At 70.0% G+C, this 20,155-nt stretch carries 16 protein-coding genes; 14 read left to right on the top strand and 2 right to left on the bottom strand.

The genetic code is table 11. The annotated features are described in order from the left end of the window. Window positions 1-160: 160 nt before the first annotated feature. From ACWDR3_RS10730 to ACWDR3_RS10680, 11 genes are all read left to right on the top strand, one after another. The gene (locus tag ACWDR3_RS10730) at window positions 161-1,405 is read left to right on the top strand and encodes an FAD-binding protein (protein ID WP_450352111.1); all 1,245 of its coding nucleotides are present in this window, start codon (window positions 161-163) and stop codon (window positions 1,403-1,405) included. A gap of 155 nt (window positions 1,406-1,560) precedes the next feature. Further along, the gene (locus tag ACWDR3_RS10725) at window positions 1,561-2,808 is read left to right on the top strand and encodes an ROK family transcriptional regulator (RefSeq protein ID WP_450352110.1); all 1,248 of its coding nucleotides are present in this window, start codon (window positions 1,561-1,563) and stop codon (window positions 2,806-2,808) included. Between the two features lie 11 nt (window positions 2,809-2,819). Continuing rightward, a complete protein-coding gene (locus ACWDR3_RS10720; RefSeq protein ID WP_450352125.1) occupies window positions 2,820-4,679 on the top strand; it encodes a glycoside hydrolase in 1,860 nt (619 codons plus the stop codon). A 258-nt stretch (window positions 4,680-4,937) separates the two neighbouring features. Next, window positions 4,938-6,203, top strand: a complete 1,266-nt coding sequence (locus tag ACWDR3_RS10715; RefSeq protein ID WP_450352109.1) for an ABC transporter substrate-binding protein — start codon at window positions 4,938-4,940, stop codon at window positions 6,201-6,203. Between the two features lie 20 nt (window positions 6,204-6,223). Continuing rightward, entirely contained in the window at window positions 6,224-7,192 is a 969-nt protein-coding gene (locus ACWDR3_RS10710; protein WP_450352108.1) for a carbohydrate ABC transporter permease, read from the top strand. After that, window positions 7,189-8,055 carry a carbohydrate ABC transporter permease gene (locus ACWDR3_RS10705; RefSeq protein WP_450352107.1) on the top strand — a complete coding sequence of 289 codons (867 nt, stop codon included), beginning with the start codon at window positions 7,189-7,191 and terminating at the stop codon, window positions 8,053-8,055. Before ACWDR3_RS10710 ends, ACWDR3_RS10705 begins: the two co-directional genes overlap by 4 nt. 34 nt (window positions 8,056-8,089) lie before the next feature. After that, the gene (locus tag ACWDR3_RS10700; protein WP_450352106.1) at window positions 8,090-10,966 is read left to right on the top strand and encodes a glycoside hydrolase family 2 TIM barrel-domain containing protein; all 2,877 of its coding nucleotides are present in this window, start codon (window positions 8,090-8,092) and stop codon (window positions 10,964-10,966) included. Further along, a complete protein-coding gene (locus ACWDR3_RS10695) occupies window positions 10,963-12,138 on the top strand; it encodes an MFS transporter (RefSeq protein WP_450352105.1) in 1,176 nt (391 codons plus the stop codon). The genes ACWDR3_RS10700 and ACWDR3_RS10695 overlap by 4 nt, the downstream gene beginning before the upstream one ends. Next, window positions 12,135-13,136: an ABC transporter ATP-binding protein gene (locus tag ACWDR3_RS10690; RefSeq protein WP_450352104.1), complete on the top strand. Its 1,002-nt coding sequence runs from the start codon at window positions 12,135-12,137 to the stop codon at window positions 13,134-13,136. Before ACWDR3_RS10695 ends, ACWDR3_RS10690 begins: the two co-directional genes overlap by 4 nt. 1 nt (window position 13,137) lies before the next feature. Beyond that, window positions 13,138-13,941 carry an ABC transporter permease gene (locus ACWDR3_RS10685; protein ID WP_450352103.1) on the top strand — a complete coding sequence of 268 codons (804 nt, stop codon included), beginning with the start codon at window positions 13,138-13,140 and terminating at the stop codon, window positions 13,939-13,941. 5 nt (window positions 13,942-13,946) lie between these two features. Further along, a complete protein-coding gene (locus ACWDR3_RS10680) occupies window positions 13,947-14,747 on the top strand; it encodes an ABC transporter permease (RefSeq protein WP_450352102.1) in 801 nt (266 codons plus the stop codon). Window positions 14,748-14,776: 29 nt separating this feature from the next. Here the strand turns inward: ACWDR3_RS10680 and ACWDR3_RS10675 are convergent, their stop codons facing one another. After that, window positions 14,777-15,292 (bottom strand): hypothetical protein, encoded by a 516-nt coding sequence (locus tag ACWDR3_RS10675; protein ID WP_450352101.1) that lies wholly within the window; start codon window positions 15,290-15,292, stop codon window positions 14,777-14,779. After that, window positions 15,289-17,034, bottom strand: a complete 1,746-nt coding sequence (locus ACWDR3_RS10670; protein WP_450352100.1) for a PHP domain-containing protein — start codon at window positions 17,032-17,034, stop codon at window positions 15,289-15,291. The genes ACWDR3_RS10675 and ACWDR3_RS10670 overlap by 4 nt, the downstream gene beginning before the upstream one ends. Before the next feature lie 269 nt (window positions 17,035-17,303). Here ACWDR3_RS10670 and ACWDR3_RS10665 point away from each other — a divergent pair, with 269 nt between their 5' ends. The 3 genes from ACWDR3_RS10665 (at window position 17,304) to ACWDR3_RS10655 (ending at window position 20,148) form a co-directional block, all read left to right on the top strand. After that, window positions 17,304-17,885, top strand: a complete 582-nt coding sequence (locus ACWDR3_RS10665) for a TetR-like C-terminal domain-containing protein (RefSeq protein WP_450352099.1) — start codon at window positions 17,304-17,306, stop codon at window positions 17,883-17,885. Between the two features lie 111 nt (window positions 17,886-17,996). Next, complete coding sequence (locus ACWDR3_RS10660) at window positions 17,997-19,379, top strand: hypothetical protein (RefSeq protein WP_450352098.1); 1,383 nt, start codon at window positions 17,997-17,999, stop codon at window positions 19,377-19,379. 40 nt (window positions 19,380-19,419) lie between these two features. Beyond that, window positions 19,420-20,148 (top strand): hypothetical protein, encoded by a 729-nt coding sequence (locus ACWDR3_RS10655; protein ID WP_450352097.1) that lies wholly within the window; start codon window positions 19,420-19,422, stop codon window positions 20,146-20,148. Window positions 20,149-20,155: the final 7 nt, after the last annotated feature.

The raw sequence follows: 20,155 nt of genomic DNA, 5'->3' as shown, positions 1-20,155 counted from the left end.
AGGATGGATAGAGGGAGGCCGGATCCGTTGCCATGGCCGCCTACAGCAACGAAATCCGTCGTATCACAGCCCCCGGTACCGGCTGCGCGGGCTCCGGACTCCCGAGGTAGGTTCCCCCTGTGAGGTCGTGGCTCTCGATGCCACGGGGAGGGACAACGGGATGACCGGGACCGTCACCAACTGGGCGGGCAACATCACCTATGCCGCCAAGGAACTGCACCGCCCGCACTCGCTCGACGCGCTCGGGGCCCTGGTGGCCGACAGCGCGAAGGTGCGGGCGCTGGGCAGCGGGCACTCCTTCAACGAGATCGCCGAGCCGGGTGCCGACGGCGTCCTGCTGTCGACGGCCGGGCTGCCCCCGGTGATCGACGTGGACACCGAGGCCCGCACGGTACGGGTCTCGGGCGGCGTCCGGTACGCGGAACTGGCCCGGATCGTGCACGCCCACGGCCTCGCCCTGCCCAACATGGCCTCCCTGCCGCACATCTCCGTGGCCGGCTCGGTGGCCACCGGCACCCACGGCTCCGGGGTCGCCAACGGCTCGCTCGCGTCGGTCGTGCGCGAGGTCGAGCTCGTCACCGCGGACGGCTCGACCGTGACCATCGCGCGCGGCGACGACCGCTTCGACGGCGCCGTCACCTCCCTGGGCGCCCTGGGCATCGTCACCACGCTCACCCTCGACCTGGAGCCGAGCTTCGACGTCGAGCAGTACGTGTTCACCGAACTCCCGCTCGCGGGGCTGGACTTCGAGACGGTCGCCGCGACGGCGTACAGCGTGAGTCTGTTCACCGACTGGCGGGCGCCGGGCTTCCGGCAGGTGTGGCTCAAGCGGCGCACCGACCAGCCGCTCCCGGACTTCCCGTGGGCCGCACCGGCGACCGAGAAAATGCACCCGGTGCCGGGGATGCCCGCCCTCAACTGCACCGAGCAGTTCGGCGTACCGGGCCCGTGGCACGAGCGACTCCCGCATTTCCGGGCCGAGTTCACCCCGAGCAGCGGCTCCGAGCTGCAGTCCGAGTATCTGCTGCCGCGGCCGTCCGCCCTCGACGCCCTGCACGCGCTCGACGCGATCCGGACGACGGTCGCGCCCCTGCTCCAGGTCTGCGAGGTGCGCACGGTGGCCGCCGACGCGCAGTGGCTCAGCCCGTCCTACGGGCGGGACACCGTGGCCCTGCACTTCACCTGGGTCGACGACACCGCGGCCGTGCTGCCGGTGGTGGGCGCGGTGGAGGCGGCACTGGACGCCTTCGACGCGCGGCCGCACTGGGGCAAGGTGTTCACGACGCCGGCGCCGGTGCTGCGCGAGCGGTATCCCCGGCTCGGCGACTTCCGGAAGGTGGCCCGTACGCTGGACCCCGCCGGCAAGTTCGCCAACACCTTCGTACGGGACGTCCTCGGCGACTGAGCCTCGGACCCGGAATCGCCGGCGGCTTGGACCGGGACTTTATAAAGCCCCTTTCCTAACCCCTTGTCGAAAGTCACCGGCAGCCCATAGCCTTGCGCCGCGCCGGTGCCGTCGTGTCCCGGTCCGCAGGAGCGAAGGGACGGGGGACAGACGCGGTGAAGCGCACATCACGTGACATCCGTACGGCGAACCGATACGAGGTGCTGCGCCAGATCATCGCCGCATCCCCCACCTCCCGGCAGGAGTTGGCGGCCGCCACCGGACTGAGCCTGGCCACGGTCGCCACCCTGGTCGGCGAGTTGCTCGACCTGCGGATGATCACGGAGGTCGGGTTCGAGGACTCGGCGGGCGGCCGGCCCCGCGGCCTGGTCGCCGTCAACGCGTCGGGGGGCGCGCTGATCGGCGTCGACATCGCGGAGACGTACGTCCATGTCGAGCTGTTCGACCTGGCGTTGAACGTGCTGGCCCGCGCCGACGAGGACATGCGTCCCGGCGAGAGCCTGCCCGAGCAGGTGGTCAGCCATGTCGCCGCGGCCGTCGGCTCGGTGGTCGCGCAGGCCGGCATCGAGGGCGCCCGGGTGCTCGGCGTCGGGGTGAGCGTGCCGGGCCAGGTGGACCGTGAGACCGGCTTCTCGGAGTACGCGCCGAACTGGAACTGGCACGACGTGCCGCTGCTCGACCTGCTCACCGAGCACATCGCCTACCCGCTCTACCTCGACAACCCGCTGCGCGCCTCCGCGGTGGCCGAGCTGTGGTTCGGGGCCGCGCGCGGGCGCGGGGACGCCGTGGTGGTCAACCTCGGCACGGGCGTGGGCGCCGGGCTCGTCCTGGGCGGCGCGCTGCACCGGGGCGTGAGCAACAGCGCCGGCGAGTGGGGCCACACCACGATCGTGCTGGACGGCCGGCTGTGCCGCTGCGGCAAGCACGGCTGCGTGGAGGCCTATGTCGGCGCGTCCGGAATCATGCTGAACCTGCGGGAGTTGAGCCCCGACAGCACCCTGCTGCACCCCGAGGACCAGACGGCGACCATCGCCGCGCTGGCCGAGGGGCTGCGCACCCGGGACCCGATCGCGGTGAAGGCGATCCGGGACACCGTCAAGTACCTCGGCGCGGGCGTCGCCGACCTGGTCAACCTGTTCAACCCCGAAGTGGTCGTGCTCAGCAGCTGGGTCGCGGCCGCGCTCGGCGAACCCCTGGTCGCGGAGGTGCGCGAGGCCGTCGCCCGGCACGCGCTGCCGCGCCCGTTCGCCGCCACCGAGATCGTCCTCTCCCCCATCCCCACCGACCCGGTGTGCCTGGGCGCGGCCACGTTCGCGCTCGAAGGGGCCCTTCAGTCGGTGGGACAGAGGACCGGCACCAAACGCACCACTCCCGCAAGGAGCCGTACCGCACCGCCTTCATGACGACGGAAGGGATGCACATGACTCACCCCCACCCTCGCCCCCACTCCAGGAGACCGTTCCTGCTGACGGCGGCGGCCGCACTGGCCGTCGCGGGGCCTCTCATATCGGCCCCGCCCGCCTCGGCCGCCACCCCATCCGCCCAGGTCTCCCCGCACGCGGCCCAGACCATCGACGACATCGGCGCGTCCGGCGCCTGGTGGGTCAACGACCTCCAGCACTTCTCGCCCAAGGTGCAGGCCCGGGTGGCGAAGCTGCTCTTCTCCGAGCAGGGCCTGGACCTGAGTTCGTACCGCTACAACATCGGTGGCGGCGGCGCCGCGGTCACCACCCCGGCCCGCGCCGCCGAGGACTTCCTGAACTCCGACGGCACCTACGACTGGAGCAAGGACAAGGGCGGCCGTACGTTCCTGAAGTACGCGGCGAAGTACGGCGTCCAGGACCTGATCGGCTTCGTCAACAGCGCGCCGGCCGAGTGGACGACCAACGGGCAGAGCTGCGGCGGACAGTTGAAGGCCGAGAACGTGACGGACTTCGCCAAGTACGTGGCCGACGTGACCGATCACCTCGCCAAGCAGGGCGCGAGGTTCGACTACATCAGCCCCTTCAACGAACCCGACAACGACTTCGGCTCCTGCGGCCAGGAGGGCATGCAGGTCACCGTCGACCAACGCGACGACATCGTGCGGGCGTTGGGCGCCGAGCAGCAAGCCCGGCACCAGCGGACCGGGATCATCGCCGACGAGTCCAGCAGCACGGTCCAGTTCAGCACCGAGGTCCCGCAGTGGATCAACCAGCCGGACACCGCCCAGTACGTCGACAAGCTGGCCCATCACACGTACAACAACCCGAATGACGGCCAGTTGGGCAACGTCTACGAGACGGCGAAGTCGGTCGGGAAGACCTCCTGGGCCACCGAGATCTGCTGCTTCGGCAAGGGCACGACCGGCTGGAACCAGGAGTACGACCCGGGCATCGACAACGCCCTGCTGATGTCCCGGATCGTCTACAAGGACTTCGCGAGCTCCCACGACTCCGCCTTCCAGTGGTGGGTGGCGCTCGCGAGCGGCTACGGCAGCGACCCGTACACGAGGAACGACGAGGGCTGGAACGACGGCCTGATCTACTACGACCCGAACTACGCGACCAACGGCAACCAGTCGCTGTACTTCACCAAGCGGTACTACGCGCTGGGCCAGTACAGCCGGTTCGTGAAACCGGGCTCGGTCGCGCACAACGTGACCGGTGTGCCGGAGGGCGTCGAGGTGTCGACGTACGACCGGGACGGCAAGTGGGTGGTCGTGGTCAACAACCACAACGCCACGGACACGCCCCTGAGTCTGCACTTCAACAGCCGGACCCCGGTGCGGACTTCGCAGGCCGTGCGGACCTCGGCCACCGAGGACTGGGCCAAGGTGGCGAAACCGTCGGTGAGTTCGGGCACGGTCTCCGCGACACTCGCAGGCCGCTCGATCACGACGTACGTCCTCGACCAGAAGGGTCACGGCAGTACGGCGGTCACGGGCGCGCTGGTCGGGAAGCAGTCCGGCAAGTGCCTGACCGCGGACACCTCGGGGGCCGCGATCGCCACGTGCACCGGCGACACCGGGCAGTCCTGGTCGTACGACGCGAAGGGCCGTCTGAAGGGCGTGAACGGCTATCTGACGGCGGGGAGTTCGGGTGCCCTGACGGCGTCCGCCGATGCCACCGGTGACGCCTCGCAGCGCTGGCTGCTGAACGCCAACGGGCAGGTCCTCAGCGAGGCGTCCGGCAAGTGCCTGGACGTCAGCGGGCAGGCGACCGGCGACGGCGGCAAGGTGATTCTGTACAGCTGCAATGGCGGCGCCAACGAGGTCTGGACCAGGAGTGGTTAGCCTCTCGCTCTAGTCCTCCGGCACCTCATTTCCCCTGTTCAGAGGGCCGCCGACCGCTTCCGGCCCGGCGGCCCTCAACCCCCTTGTGAAGTCCGCGCGTTCGGCATCCCGAACCGCGCACAACGCTTCGAACAGACTTCGTCCAACCCCTTGCCGAAGCCTTAGCCGAAGGTTAACGTCCCGCACCGCACCTGATTTCAGCCACCTGGCCACTGAGCCGTGGAGCCGCAGCCGCACTCGACAGACAAGGACGTCAGCATGTCGGCAATGAGCAACAGCAACTGGTCCCGTCGATCAATCTTCCGGGCCGCCGCGGGCATGGCAGCGGCGGGGACGCTGGCCGCGTGCGGGGGGAACAACGGGCGTGGGGGCGGGAGCGGTTCGGGCGAGCAGCTCGTCCAGTACTTCCACGCGTACGGCGAGGCCGGGACCGAGCAGGCCATCAAGCGGTACGCGAAGGCGTACTCCAAGGCGAACGTGACCACGAACTGGATCACCGGCAACAACTTCGAGGCCAAGCTGTTCTCGTCCCTGCTCACCAAGCAGGCGCCCGACGTCTTCGAGTTCCACCCGCAGTTGCAGCTGGTCAAGAGCGGTCAGGTGGCCGACCTGAGCGACATCATCGATCCGGTCAAGGACGACTTCAACCCGGCCGACATCAAGTCGCACACGGTGGACGGGAAGATCTACGGGGTCCGGATGATCGACGACCCGCAGTTCTTCTACTACCGCAAGTCGATGCTGGAGAAGGCCAAGGTCGAGGTCCCGACCACGCTGGACGAGCTGCTGGAGGCCGCCGCCAAGCTCACCACCGGCAAGGTCAAGGGCGCCTTCCTCGGCAACGACTTCACCGCGGTCCAGAACCCGATCATCTGGTCGGCCGGGGCCGACACCCTCGACGACAAGAACGAGATCGCCTACCACACGGACGGCGTCGTCGAGGGCCTCAAGAAGCTCCGTCAGCTGTTCACCAGCGGTCATGTGCTCCTGGACGCCCCGACCGACTTCTGGGACCCGTCCTCGCTCAACCAGGGCCTGTGCGCGATCCAGTGGGGCGGCATGTGGTCCATGCCGGCCATGCAGCAGGCTCTCGGCGACGACCTCGGCGTCTTCCCGTTCCCGAGCATCGGCAGCAGCGGCAAGCAGTCGGTCTACAACGGCGGCTGGTCGATGTTCGTCAACGCCAAGGGCGACAACGTCGAGGCGGCCAAGGCCTACGTCAAGTGGCTGTGGATCGACCAGAAGAAGTACCAGGAGGACTGGGCGCTGTCCTACGGCTTCCACATCCCGCCCCGGTCCTCGATAGCCGCCGGCGCCACCAAGCTCAAGTCCGGCCTCCCGGCCGAGGGCGTCAAGCTCTTCACCGACTACGGGCACTTCGACAACATCGGCTTCGACCAGACCATGCTCACCGCGTTCGCCGACGTGATCGCGAACTCCGTCCGCAAGAACGGCAACCCGGAGGCCGCGCTCGACGCCTGCGACAAGAAGGTCGACGTCGAGCTCAAGAAGCTGTTCGGATAGGCCGGCGGACGGAACCCGACATGTCGACCACCACCACGCGCGGGGTCGCCAAGACCGCCGCGGCCAAGGCCTCCCAGGCCCGGCCGCGGCGGGGCCTGCGGTCCAACGCCACCCTGAACTTCTGGCTCTTCACCGGCCCGTTCCTCATCGGCCTGGTGATCTTCGTCTTCGTCCCCATCGGCTGGAGCATCTGGCTCAGCTTCTTCGACGCCCGCTACACCGTCACTCCGAGCCATTTCATCGGCTTCGACAACTACAAGCAGATCCTGACCAACAGCAACTTCCCCCAGTCGCTGCTGACGTTCACGGTGTTCGCCGCGTTCATCGTTCCGACCACCTGGGCGCTGTCGCTGGGGCTGGCCCTGCTGGTGAACCAGCTGCGGTTCATGCGGGCGTTCTTCCGGTCGGTGTTCTTCCTGCCGACCGCCGTGTCCTACGTCGCCGCCGCGCTGATCTGGAAGATGTCCATCTTCAGCGGCGTCCGCTTCGGCCTGATGAACACCGTCCTCGGCTGGTTCGGCGTGGACAACATCGCCTACCTCGCCAACCCGAGCCCGCCCTGGTACTGGCTGGTCATCGTGACCCTGCGCCTGTGGATCCAGGCCGGCTTCTACATGATCCTGTTCCTCGCGGCGCTGCAGAACATCCCGGCCGAGCTGTACGAGGCCGCCGAGATCGACGGCGCCAAGCCGGGCTGGCAGACCTTCCGGTACATCACGCTGCCCCAGCTCCGCGCCACCTCCACGGCGGTGGTCCTGCTGCTGCTCGTCGCCGCGTACCAGGCGTTCGACGAGTTCTTCAACATCATCAGCACCAAGGCCACTTGGGCCCAGACCCCGCTCATGGAGCTCTACAAGACGGCCCTGGGCAACAGCCAGGACTACGGCGCCGGCAGCGCGGGCGCGGTCATCCTGTCCCTGCTGATCTGCATCGTCACTCTCGCCCAGGGCCGGATCATGGGCTTCGGAAGGGGGGAGGAGTCCAAGTGACCACCACCGCACCGCACGTGGGCAGGAACCGCAAGAAGCGCGGCGGCATTCTCGGCAACACCGGCCTGTACCTCGCCGTCGGCGTCGCCGCCCTGCTCTTCCTGATCCCCTTCTATCTGATCCTCCGCAACGCCCTCTCCACGGACCCGGAGATCACCGGCGAGAACTGGAAGCTGCTGCCCTCCTTCCAGTGGGGCAACGTCTCCGAGCTGTTCGACGACCAGACCGTCCAGTTCGGCCGCGCCCTGTGGAACTCGACCGTCGTCGCCGTCCTGATGACCGTCGGCACCCTCCTGGTGTGCTCCCTTGCCGGCTACGGCCTGGCCCGCATCCCCTACCGGCACGCCAACAAGGTGTTCTACGCCGTCCTGGCGACCCTGATGGTTCCCACGGCCGTCACCTTCGTGCCGAGCTTCGTTCTCGTCTCGTCCCTCGGCTGGGTCGACACCTACCGTGGCCTCATCATCCCGGGCCTCTTCAGTGGTTTCACCTGCTTCCTGTTCCGGCAGTACTTCCTGGGGTTCCCCAAAGAACTGGAGGAGGCGGCACGCGTGGACGGGCTCGGCTACTGGGGCGCGTACTGGCGGATCGTCGTACCCAATTCGCTGAACTTCTTCGCGGCGATCGCCACGATCACGTTCATCGGCGGCTGGAACGCCTTCCTGTGGCCGCTGGTCATCGGGCAGGATCCGAGTTCCTGGACCGTGCAGATAGCGCTCTCCTCGTTCATGACCAACCAGACCGTCAACTTCCATCTGATCTTCATGGCCACCGCCGTCTCGATCCTGCCCCTGGTCTTCGTGTTCCTCTTCCTCCAGCGCTGGCTGGTGCAGGGAATCGCGCAGACCGGTATCAAGGGCTGACACCCCCGTCCCAAGACCCAAGACCTGGAGTCCGATGTCTTTCCGCACACCAACGGCCGTCGACTACGTCGAGGACGTCGCACCCGGCAGCGGGGCCCTCCCGCCCCGCGCCTGGTACGCGTCCTCGGACGCCGCTTCTCTGTCCCTGAACGGCGCGTGGAGCCTGCGGGTGTCGGCGACGGCCGACGCCGAGGACGACGCGTTCGCCGAGCCCGGGTTCGACGCCGGGGACTGGGCCGAGGTCCAGGTCCCCGGTCACTGGGTCCTCCAGGGCGACGGCGCGTTCGGCTCGCCCATCTACACCAACCACCTCTACCCCTTCCCGGTCGACCCGCCGCACGTGCCGACGGAGAACCCGACCGGCGACCACCTGCGCGTCTTCGACCTGCCCGCGGACTGGCCGGACCTGTCCGAGGGCGGGGTCGTGCTGCGCTTCGACGGCGTGGAGTCCTGCGCGCGGGTCTGGCTCAACGGCACGGACATCGGGGAGTTCAAGGGCTCCCGGCTGCCGCACGAGTTCGCGGTCGGGCATCTGCTCAGGCCGAGCGGCAACGTGCTCGCCGTCCGCGTGCACCAGTGGTCGGCCGGCTCCTACCTGGAGGACCAGGACCAGTGGTGGCTGCCGGGCATCTTCCGTGACGTGACCCTGCTGCACCGCCCGGCGGGCGCCGTCCTCGACCACTTCGTGCACGCCTCCTACGACCATGTCACCGGCGAGGGCACCCTGCGTGTCGACTCCGACGTCGACGGGCGGGTGTCCGTGCCCGGCCTGGACATCGATGTCGCGACCGGGGAGACGGTCACGGTGCCGGTGCGGCCGTGGACCGCCGAGAGCCCCGTGCTGTACGACGGCGAGCTGGTCACCGAGGGCGAGCGGGTGCCGCTGCGCGTCGGTTTCCGTACCGTCGTACTGGAGGACGGGCTGATCAAGGTCAACGGAACTCCCCTGCTCTTCAAGGGAGTCAACCGGCACGAGTGGCACCCCGAGAAGGGCCGCGCACTCGACCTGGAGACCATGCGCGCGGACGTGCTCCTGATGAAGCGGCACAACCTCAACGCCGTCCGCACCTCGCACTACCCGCCGCACCCGGCCTTCCTGGACCTGTGCGACGAGTACGGGCTGTGGGTGATCGACGAGTGCGACCTGGAGACCCACGGCTTCGTGGAGCAGGCCTGGCGCGACAACCCCGTCGACGACGACCGCTGGACCCCGGCCCTCCTGGACCGCGCCTCCCGCATGGTCGAGCGGGACAAGAACCACCCCTCGGTGGTCATCTGGTCGCTGGGCAACGAGGCCGGCACCGGTCGCGGACTGACCGCGATGGCCGAGTGGATCCACGACCGTGACCGCTCACGGCTCGTGCACTACGAGGGCGACATCGACTGCCGTGACACCGACATGTACTCGCGGATGTACGCCTTCCACGAGGAAGTCGAAAGGATCGGCAAGGAGTTGGACGGGGGCACGCACAAGAGTCGTCAACTCCCCTTCATCCTCTGCGAGTACGGGCACGCCATGGGCAACGGCCCCGGCGGGATCGCCGACTACCAGCGGCTGTTCGAGGCGCACGAGCGGCTCCAGGGCGGCTTCATCTGGGAGTGGATCGACCACGGTATCAAGCACGAGGAGCTGGGCTTCGCCTACGGCGGCGACTTCGGCGAGGAGCTGCACGACGGCAACTTCGTCTGCGACGGTCTCGTCTTCCCGGACCGGCAACCCTCCCCGGGGCTCGTCGAGTTCAAGAAGGTCATCGAGCCGGTAGGCATCGAGGGCGACGGTTCGGACGGCACGGTTCGGATCACGAACAAGCAGGACTTCGCCGATCTGTCCGCGTTCGCGTTTGAGTGGTCTTACCAAGTGGACGGCGAGACGGTCGAGTTGGGCAGCTTGTCCGTGCCCGCACTCGCGGCCGGCGAGTCCGCGGACGTCAAGCTGCCCGGGGCACCGGACGGCCGGGGCGCCGAGACGGGATGGACGGTACGGGCGCTGCTCGCCGAGGACACCTTGTGGGCGCCGAAGGGGCACGAGGTGGCGTGGGGCCAAGTGGCGTTCTCCGCGCGGCCGTTGCCGTCCCTCGCCGCGTCCGACGCGCCTGTTGTCGGAGAGCGGCTGATCACCCTCGGCCCGGCCACCTTCGACGCCCGCACCGGCGAACTGCGCACGATCGGCGGGGTGCACGTGACCGGCCTGCGGCTGGACGTGTGGCGGGCCCCGACGGACAACGACGACGGCGCCGAGTGGCAGTCGGACACGCGGTACGGGCTGCTGTGGCGCAAGTTGGGCCTGCACCGCATGCGGCACCGGCTGGACGCGGTGGAGGTCGGCGAGGACGCGCTGACCGTCCGTACCCGGGTCGCGCCGGCCGCCTGGGAGGTGGGCCTGAGCACGGTGTACCGCTGGACCTCCGACGGCGACCGGCTGCGGCTGACGGTGTCCGTGGGGCCCGAGGGCGACTGGACCGTGCCGCTGCCGCGGCTCGGCGTGCGCTTCGGTATCGACGGTTCGGCGGACCGGGTGCGGTGGTTCGGCGGCGGTCCGGGCGAGGGCTACCCGGACACCAAGTCGGCTTCCCGACTGGCCCGTTGGGACGCGACCGTCGACGAGCTCCAGACGCCGTACGTGCGTCCGCAGGAGAACGGCGCGCGGGCCGACGTGCGGTGGGCGGAGATCGGCGGGCTGCGGATCGACGGCGACCCGGAGTTCTCCTTCACCGCCAGGCGCTGGACGACCGAGCAGCTGGCGGCGGCCACCCATCTCCCGGATCTCACACCCGGTGACACGGTGTGGGTGAACCTCGACCACGGGCTGCACGGCATCGGTTCGCAGTCCTGCGGTCCGGGCCCGCTGCCGCAGTACTACCTGCGGGCGGAGCCCGCCGAGTTCTCCTTCGTGTTCTCGGAACCCAGTTGAGCGACAGGGGCCTCATAGCCCCCGCGGCCGGCCGGCTCTTCACCCGGCCGGCCGCGGCCGCGTCCTGTCTCGGCTTCGTCCTCATCGGCATGTTCCAGGCGCTGTACGGCCCGTCGGTGCCGGGTCTGCGCGAGGAGTTCGGCCTGTCCCCCTCGGGCGCCGGACTCGGCCTGAGCCTGCACTTCACGGGCGGGGTCGCGGGCGTACTCGCCTTCAACGCGATCCACTCCCGGATCAGCAACAGGACGCTGCTTTCGGCGAGTTACGTCCTGATGGCGCTGGGCGCGGCGGGCTTCGCGCTCGCCCCGAACTGGCCGTTCGCGCTGGCCGCCGCCTTCCTGGGCGGGCTCGGCTTCGGCGGTGTCGACTACGGCCTCAACCTGCTGTTCGCGGCCGGCTTCGGCGACCGCTCCACGGCCATGCTGAACGTCCTGAACGCCCATTTCGGCATCGGGGCGGTGCTCGGCCCGGCGGTGGTGGCGTGGCTGGGTCCGGACTCGTACCCGTACGCCTTCGGGGCGTGCGCGGTGCTGGCGGTGGCGCTGATCGTGCCGGGGTCGAGTGGCGTACGGACGAAGGCGGTCGATGTGGAACCGCCGGTCGGCGGGACGGCACCCGGCCTCGGTCTCTCCCGTGTCCTCGTCGGTTTCCTCGCCCTCTACATCCTCAATGTGGCCGTGGAGTTGGGCGTCGGCGGCTGGGAGCCCACCCACCTGGAGACCGTCGGCCACAGTGCGACGGCGGCCGCCTCGGCGACCTCCGTGTACTGGCTGATGATGACGGTGGGCCGCTTCCTCGTCGTACCGCTCGCGTTGAAGTACTCCCCCGAGCGCATCCTGACGATCTGCGCGACCGGCATGACGGTGTGCCTGCTTTTGGCGCTGATAAAAGGAGTGGCGCCGGTGGCGTACGCGGGTGTTGGGTTGTTCATCGCGCCGGTCTTCCCGACCGGACTGCCCTGGCTGAACAGGGCGCTTCCCCAGGCGAAGCGTGCCGGTGCCTGGGTCATCGCCGCGTCGATGATCGGCGGAGTGGCAGCGCCGCCACTGCTGGGCGTGGGCATCGAGGCCTGGGGCATCCACGCGGTCCCCTGGCTGCTTGCCGCGCTCTCCGCCGCCTCGCTCGCGGCCACTGTCTGGCTGATCCAGCTCACCCGGAGGTTCGTCGAGTGATCGGCAGCATCGAGGTCCGCGGGCTGTCCCGCACCTTCCACACCACCGTCCGCCGCCCGGGTTTCACGGGCGCGCTCCGCTCCCTGGTCAATCCGGAGCGGGCCGTCAAACACGCCGTCTCCGACATCACCTTCGACGTTGCCCAGGGCGAACTCCTCGCCCTGCTGGGCCCGAACGGCGCCGGCAAGTCCACCACCATCAAGATGCTCACCGGCATCCTCACGCCCACCTCGGGCGAGGCCCGGGTCGCGGGCGTGGTGCCGTACCAGGAACGGGAACGCAACGCCCGTAACATCGGCGCGGTGTTCGGGCAGCGCACCCAGCTGTGGTGGGACCTGCCGGTGCGCGAGTCGTTCGCGATCCTGCGGGACATCTACGAAGTGCCCAGGGCCGAACACGCGGCCCGGCTGCGGGAGTTCGACGACATCCTCGAACTGTCCGCCTTCTGGGACACCCGCGTCCGCCATCTCTCCCTCGGCCAACGGGTGCGCTGCGACCTGGCCGCCGCGCTGCTGCACGACCCCATGGTCGTCTTCCTCGACGAGCCGACGATCGGCATGGACGTGGTGGTGAAGGAGCAGGTACGGGAGTTCCTGCGGCACCAGGTGGAGGAGCGGGGGCGCACGGTCCTGCTCACCACGCACGACATGACGGAGGTCGAGCGGCTGGCCGAGCGGGTGGTGCTGATCAACCACGGGCGGCTGGTGCTCGACGGCACGCTCGACGAGATCCGCGGCCGGTTCGGCTCGACGTGGCAGGTGCGGGCGACGCTGGCCGATCCGCACACGCCGGTCGGTCCGCTGCCTGGCATCGCGCTGGTGCGCCGGGACGGCCCGCAGGTGGTGTTCGGGCCGGACGGTCCGGCCGCTCCGACGGTCCACAAGGCGTTGAAGCTGGTCATCGAGCGGTACGAGGTGACGGGCGTCGCCGTCGACGAGGCGGACCTGGAGGACGTGATGCGGGCGGCGTACGTGCAGGCCCGGGCCGAGGCGGTCTGAGATGACGAGCCTGTACGCCTGGCGCGCGATGCGCGTCACCCCGCTGGGCGAGCTGTACACACCGCCCCGGATCACCGCGGCCGTGCTGCGGCTGACGGTGCAGATCGTGCTGGTCGCGTCCCTGTGGCACGGCCTGTACGCGCACACCGGCACGACGGCGGGCCTGACCCGCGACCAGGCGGTGACGTACGCCGTGCTGGCCGTACTCGCCTCCCGGCTGCGGGAGTTGGATCAGTACGCGGCTCGGGACTCGGTCGTGCAGCACCTGCACTACGGCACGATCGTCTACTGGTACCTGCGCCCGCTCCCCCCGCACCGCTACTACGCACTGCGCGCGCTGGGCGAGCAACTTTACGGTTTCGCCTGGGCGTTCGCGGGCTACGTGATCTGCCTGGCGGCCGGGGTGGTCGAACCGCCCAAGTCGGCCGCGGTGACCGGGGTGTTCGCGCTCAGCCTGCTCCTCGGCCAGTGGGTGCTGCACTACGTCATGCTGCTCATCGACCAGTTGTGCTTCTGGACGCTGCGCAACGACGCCGCGATCATGATCCTGATCTTCGCGCAGAACCTGCTGTCCGGGGTGTACGCGCCACTGTGGTTCTTCCCCGACTGGTTCATCACCCTGAGCGCCTTCCTGCCCTTCCAGGCAACCCTCAGCGTGCCGCTCTCGCTGTACGTCGGCCGCATCCCGCTGTCCGACGCGGCCGCCCAACTGGCCCTGCAGGCGGCCTGGGTCGTGGTCCTCGGCATGCTCACCCGATTCCTGTGGCGGCGAGCCGCCCGCCGTGTCGTCTCCCAAGGAGGTTGAGGCCCATGAACGCCGTCCGGATCATGTGGCGCATCACGCGTCTCAACTTCCGTGCCCAGCTGGAGTACCGCACCGAGTTCATGATGATGATCGCGATCGGCGCGATCTGGCAGGTCTCGGTGATCGTCTTCGCGACCGTGCTGCTGACCCGGTTCACCGGGATGGGCGGCTGGGACAGCTCGGACGTCCTGCTCATCCCGGCCACGCGCATGCTGGCGCACGGCCTGTTCGTGCTGCTCCTGGGCCGGGTGCACGGCCTCGGCCGACACATCCAGGAAGGCAAGATCGACGCCTACCTGCTCCGCCCGATGCCGGTCTACCGCCAGATCCAGCTCCAGTACTTCCCGACCAACGCGATCGGCGACCTGACCGTGGCGACGGGCCTGATGGTGGGCGCGATCAGCCGCAGCGACCTGCACTGGACAGCAGGCCGGATCTCGTACCTGATCGCGGCCGTACTCGGCGGGATGCTCCTGGAGGCGGCCCTGTTCACGGTGGTGGCCTCCGCGTCCCTGCGCTTCCCGGCCGCGGACTACTGGGGCCGCTGGCTGGAGGAACTCCTGGGCACCTTCGGCAGCTACCCGCTCAACGTCCTCCCGCGAGCGGTGGGCGGCTTCCTCACCTACGGCCTCCCGCTCGCCTTCGTCGCCTACTTCCCGGCAGCGGTCCTCACGGGCCACGGCCACTCGACGGGGACGCCGTACTGGCTGGCGGCGGCATCACCGCTGCTGGGCCTCGTCGCGTATCTGGCGGGGCGGGTCCTGTGGCGCTGGAGCCTGAACCACTACACGGGGGTGAACGGTTGACGACGCCGGTGGCTCCGGCGTCGTCACGGTCAGTGGTCCGCGCAGCAGGGCGTCGGATCCGGCACCTCGAACGGAACGAGCGTGTCGTCCGCCGCCGGCATCGCCGTGAGGACCAGTTCCCCGGACGGTGTCCACTGCGGGCGGACGTGGTCCCGGGTCACCAGGCGGGTGTCCGGGGCGGGTTCGCCCGGTGTGCCCAGGACGGTGACCCTGTCGATCGCGGAGGCGGAGAGCAGGTCCGCGATCGTCACCGTGCCGGTGAGGGTCGCGGCGCCCGGGAAGAGGACCGCGCGGCCCAGGTCGTCCGGGGTGCCGGGGGTCGCCTCGTGGCCCGCCCCCGTGAGCCTCTCCAGGGCGGTGCGCAGGAGGGGCTCCGAGGGCAGGGTGAGGGACACTGCGACCCGTGGGCGGTCGTCGCGGATCAGGTGCGTGCAGCCGAACACGCCCTCGGGGAGGGCGAGTTCGGCGGCCAGCGTGTGGAGCAGGTGGTCGGCGGCGGCCAGGTCGCGCAGGCCGGCGTCCACCGTGAGGGCGTACGAGGTCACGAGGGCAGGACCCACACGGGGTTGGAGTAGAACCAGAGGTCCTTCCACGGGTCGGCCGAGCCGACGACGTCGATCGCCGGACCGGCCGGGTCGACCGCCGCGCCCAGCGCGCCGACGGCGGACCGGTTGCCGTCGCTACCGCGCAGGCGCACGTACCGCGGGGTGTCGACGCGGCCGAGGTCGTAGCTGAGCCGGACCGTGCCGGTGGACTTGTTGACCTCGTACGTCTTGACGACCTTGGCCGTCGGCGCGGTGAAGGTGTCCTTGTCCGCGACCGGGCCTGTGACATCGCCCTGGATGACGTCGACGCGGGCCAACTTCGGGGTGAAGCCCGCCCAGTTGGGGCCGCCGGCCAGTGCCACGTCCACGGTGAGGGTGACGCGGGTGCCCTTGCGGACGTGCAGCGCGCCGCCCAGCGTGGCCCAGCGGCTGCCGCCCGACAGCCGCGCGTCGAGGCCGCTGATCAGCTGGCCGTGGTCGACCCAGACGCGGCCGGCGCGGATGCCGTCCATGACGGATCCGTAGGAGAAGTCCTCGGAGCCGACGTGCGTGCGGCTGTAGTGGCCGGGCCAGAAGTCGCCCTGGGTGATGTCGATCTGGCCGTTGTAGATCGGGTCCGGGTAGCGGCCGTCGGTGTCGAAGTTGCCACCGGTGCCACGCGCCGCGGTGTCGGCGTAGATCTGGTGGGAGTCGGAGTTGGCGGTGATCCACCAGGGCCGGCCCTCGGCGAGCAGGCTGTCCCACAGGCCGCCGACCGTGGCGGTCATCCAGTCGAAGCCGCCCCAGGTGCGGTAACTCTCCAGCGGGTAGCCGGCGAAGGAGTCGACGCTGGGGTTGTTGTCGTAGATGCCCCGGGCGCGGCCCGGACCGAACGGCGCGGGCAGACCGGCGGCCTGGTGGCCGGGCGCACCCTCGAAGCCGACGGCTATCTGGTGGTCGCGGGAGGTCGCGTCGCGCCAGGCGCGGATCTCGTGCGGCGAGTCGACACCGCGCCGCGCCGGGTGGTTGGCGAGCATCAGCGCGTCCTTGACCTTGCGCTGCTTGACCTGCTCGCCGAGGAAGGCGAGCCCCGCCACCGCGAGGGCCTCGTTGGCGGGCGAGGAGCCGGAGGCGTTCTTGACGCTGCCGTCGTAGTCGTTCTCGAACTGCTTGAGGACGGAGACCTCGTTGCGGCCCGGGTGCACGAACACCGTGCCGTGCTCGGCGCCCGGGATGTTCCACTCCAGGCCCTGGAAGACGAGGGTGTCGTCGTAGGCGTCACGGGCGGCGACGATGTCCGGGTTCACCTTGTCCACGCCGATCTTGGCGTGCGCCACGCTGCCGTGGTCGGTGATGACCATCCAGTCCAGGCCGTGCCGGGCACCCTGGCGGACCTGGTCGGCGACGCGGTACTTGCCGTCGCTGCTGTACTGCGTGTGGATGTGGTGGTCGCCGGCCAGCCACAGGAAGCCGTTCTTGCGGCGGCTGTTGGAGGAGGAGGCCGACGACGCGGGGGACGCGTACGCGGGCGCGGCACCGGCGGCGCCGGCCATCACGCTCCCGGCGGCCAGGCCCGCGCCGAGCAGACCGGCCCGGCGCAGCATCGCGCGGCGCGAGGACTGCTCGGGGGACAGGGCCTCGTCGGGCACGGAGGTGTCGAAGGCGGCGGGCAGCGGAGCCGTCGCCCCGTCGTGCGAGTGGCCGTGGTCGTGCCCGTGGTCATGACCGTGGTGGTGCGGTCCGTGTGTGTGCCCGTGCCCCATGAAACCCTCCCGATGCCGCTGCCTTCTGCGGCTGCCTTCCGCGACGCGACCACGTCGCGTGAGGAGAATTGAGGGGGAAGATGAATTCCGGACCACCGAGGGATGATCTCCGGGAGTCTCCCGCACGGCGTCTCACCTCTCTCTTACCTTTTGCCTCAACTCTCCCGCGTACTGGGCGACATGACATGGGGCGTATCCGCCTTGAGCCCCTTACGACCTGCACCAAGTAGGCTCCGGCCTGGGATTCCTAGGTTCACAGGGAGTGACGCATGGCCCGAGCCGGGCTCACCACCGAGCGTGTCGTCGCGGCGGCCGCCGACCTCGCCGACGAGGTCGGTTTCGAGAACGTCACCCTGTCCGCCCTGGCCCGCCGGTTCGGCGTGAAGGACGCGAGCCTGTACGTCCATGTCAGGAACGCCCAGGATCTGCGCACTCGCGTCGCCCTCCTGGCGGGCGGCGAGTTGATCGACCGTATCGCCGAGGCCGTGGTCGGCCGGGCCGGCAAGGACGCGCTGGCCGCCTTCGCCGACGCCTACCGGGAGTACGCCCTTGAGCGGCCGGGCCGCTATGCCGCCACGCAGCTGCGGATCGACCAGGCCCTCATCGCCGACACCCCCGCCTTCCGCCGTACCGCCGAGATCACCTACGGCATGCTCCGCGCCTACGGCCTGGAGGAACCCGATCTGACCGACGCCGTGCGCCTGTTGCGCGCCACCTTCCACGGCTACTGCGCCTTGGAGGCCACCGGCGGTTTCGGCGCCCCGCGTGATGTGCGCAGGTCGTGGGAGCAGGCCGTGGCGGCGCTGCACATCGCGCTGGAGAACTGGCCCAGGAAGCAGCCGAACCGCTGAAGTTCACCAGGTCGAGGGGGCGCTTCCGGTCGATGCCACAGCTGTCCCGCTGACCACTTAGACTGGAATCTTCGCGATGGTCACGTGCCGCCCCGGGGGAGGGAGCGCGCCTTGTCTCAACAGCAGCTGGGACGCGGTCCTTTGAGATCCGACGACAGCACCGACCCGGCGCCGGGCGGCTCAAGTGAGGCCGCGCGCTTCGTGGGTTGGCTGGGCAGCCTCGGCTGCGCGACCGCCGGGTACGTGGTGTTCCAGTTCCTGTTCGGTCTGCTGCCCGACTCGCTCGGCGGGGAGACGGCCAGGTATCTGATCTCCACGGTCTGCGGGATCGGCACAGCCGCGGCGGCCTGGCTGGCGGCGGCGCTGGTCCGGGCCCGCGCGGCGGTCGGCCGGGCGGACGCCCTCCCCGCGGCCCCCGTGGCCCCGGCCCTCGGCACGCCCGGCCCGCTCCCTCAGATCTTCGCCGCCGCCCACCACGCCCTCGTCACCCAGGTGTCCGTCGTCGAGGACCCGGCCCGCGGCCTGCTCACCGGCTGGACGCACTCCCTCGGCGAGAGCGCCCCGTCCCGCCCCACCGCGCTGGGCACCGCGTACGGCCTGCACATCATGCTCGACCTCGGCGTCCCCGACGGCCGGCTGAGCACCGGCGACCTGGTCGACACTCTGTGGCGGCTGCGGCTGCCCGGCGGCGGCTGGTCGGCACGCTCGCAGGGGACCGAACCGCGGCCCGAGATCACGGCACTCGTGCTGGGCGTACTGGCCCGCGCGGGCGCGTCCAGCGAACGGGTCGCGGCGGAGGTCGGCCGGTGCACGGCCGGCTTCACCCATGAACTCGACCGCCCCGGACGGGAGTCGACCCACGTCGTGACGACCGTGCTGCGCGGACTGCTGCGCGCCGCGCCCCACTCCGACGTCCTGCCCCGGCTGCGCGAGTCCCTCGTCGACGGCGCTGTCAGCGACCCGCGCCGCGACCATCTGCGCTGCTGGAGCTACCGGCTCGACCCGCCGTACGGACTGCCGTCCGCGCTGCACACCGCGCAGGCCGTGGTGGCTCTGGACCGGACCGCCCGGATCCTCGGCGAGGGCGCCGCCGCGAAGTCCGCCCGGGAGGACGGCGTCCGCTGGCTGCTGGCCTGCCCGGACCCGGCCCAGGATCTGCGGAACCTGCGCGAGGAGGTGCGCCGGCCCCGCTCGGACGACCCCTCGCGCCACGAGGTGCTGAACGTACGGCACTTCACCGCCTCCTGGACCCTGCGCGCGCTGATGACCCCGGGGGCCAGGGAGGTCGCCGAGCAGGACGGCCTCGAAACGGCATGGCGGGAACTGCTGGAGCGGGCCGCCGCCACGGTGTGGGCCGCGCAGACCGACGGCATCTGGTCCTGGGGACGGATCGAGAACAGCGAACTGCGCCATCCCATGTGGATGACCTACCAGGGACTATCGGCGCTGCGCGCACATGCCGTATGGGTATATCGGCAGGACGAGACCAGTTGACCGAACTCGGCGCACGGGGGCGGTCGTTGAGGAGGAGTGCATGGGCGGTCGGCAGGTTCTGGCGGCACGGCGATTACTGACCGAGACGCTGGACGGGGAGCTGCCGGAGCGCCGGCTGGCCGACGCGGCCCGCTCGGTCGTGGCCGAACTGGGCATGCGGGAACGGCTGTTGGAGCTGATCGCCGAACTCGCCTGCGGTGAGGGCGATCCCGACTGGTGCGCGCGGCTGTCGTACCGCCACGTCCTCGGTTTCGACAAGCTCCTGCTGATCGACGGCGGCCCGCGCCATATGCTCCGCGCCCATCTGTGGCACCGGGGTTCGGGCGCGGTCGGCGAGGAGGACATCCACAACCACCGCTCGCCGCTCGCCTCTTACATCGTCCTCGGCAGGCTCGCGATGGAGTTGTACGAGGTCGAGCGCGGTGACGGGGGTATCGCGGCCGCCCGCTACGAGGAGTCCCTCGACGAGGGCTCGGCGGACTGGCTCCTGGAACCGACCGGCCCGGCGCGACTACGCCTGACCCATGTGGGCCAGTACGCGGCGGGCAGTTCCTACGCCCTCCCCGCGCACACCCTGCACCGCGCGTGGTGCGAGACGGACGAGCCGACGGTGACGCTGTTCCTGGAGACGGGCAGCGAACGCCGCGAGCACACCGACGTGTTCACTGCGGCGGGGCCTCATCCGGGGGCGGTGCCGAAGGTGCCGTTGGACCCGGAGGAGTATCTGGAGGCGCTGCGGGGATTGGCAGAGCTGCTCAGGAGTGCGTGAGCGCTCG

It is taken from the genome of Streptomyces sp. NPDC001002, assembly GCF_053599215.1.
This window is presented reverse-complemented; position numbering and strand designations above follow the sequence as displayed.

What these genes read in the sequence shown, in the direction of transcription:
- ACWDR3_RS10730 (WP_450352111.1), top strand. Translation starts at nt 161, where the DNA reads ATGACCGGGACCGTCACCAACTGGGCGGGCAACATCACCTATGCCGCC.
- ACWDR3_RS10720 (WP_450352125.1), top strand. Translation starts at nt 2,820, where the DNA reads ATGCACATGACTCACCCCCACCCTCGCCCCCACTCCAGGAGACCGTTC.
- ACWDR3_RS10715 (WP_450352109.1), top strand. Translation starts at nt 4,938, where the DNA reads ATGTCGGCAATGAGCAACAGCAACTGGTCCCGTCGATCAATCTTCCGG.
- ACWDR3_RS10710 (WP_450352108.1), top strand. Translation starts at nt 6,224, where the DNA reads ATGTCGACCACCACCACGCGCGGGGTCGCCAAGACCGCCGCGGCCAAG.
- ACWDR3_RS10700 (WP_450352106.1), top strand. Translation starts at nt 8,090, where the DNA reads ATGTCTTTCCGCACACCAACGGCCGTCGACTACGTCGAGGACGTCGCA.
- ACWDR3_RS10685 (WP_450352103.1), top strand. Translation starts at nt 13,138, where the DNA reads ATGACGAGCCTGTACGCCTGGCGCGCGATGCGCGTCACCCCGCTGGGC.
- ACWDR3_RS10680 (WP_450352102.1), top strand. Translation starts at nt 13,947, where the DNA reads ATGAACGCCGTCCGGATCATGTGGCGCATCACGCGTCTCAACTTCCGT.
- ACWDR3_RS10670 (WP_450352100.1), bottom strand. Translation starts at nt 17,034, where the DNA reads ATGGGGCACGGGCACACACACGGACCGCACCACCACGGTCATGACCAC.
- ACWDR3_RS10665 (WP_450352099.1), top strand. Translation starts at nt 17,304, where the DNA reads ATGGCCCGAGCCGGGCTCACCACCGAGCGTGTCGTCGCGGCGGCCGCC.
- ACWDR3_RS10655 (WP_450352097.1), top strand. Translation starts at nt 19,420, where the DNA reads ATGGGCGGTCGGCAGGTTCTGGCGGCACGGCGATTACTGACCGAGACG.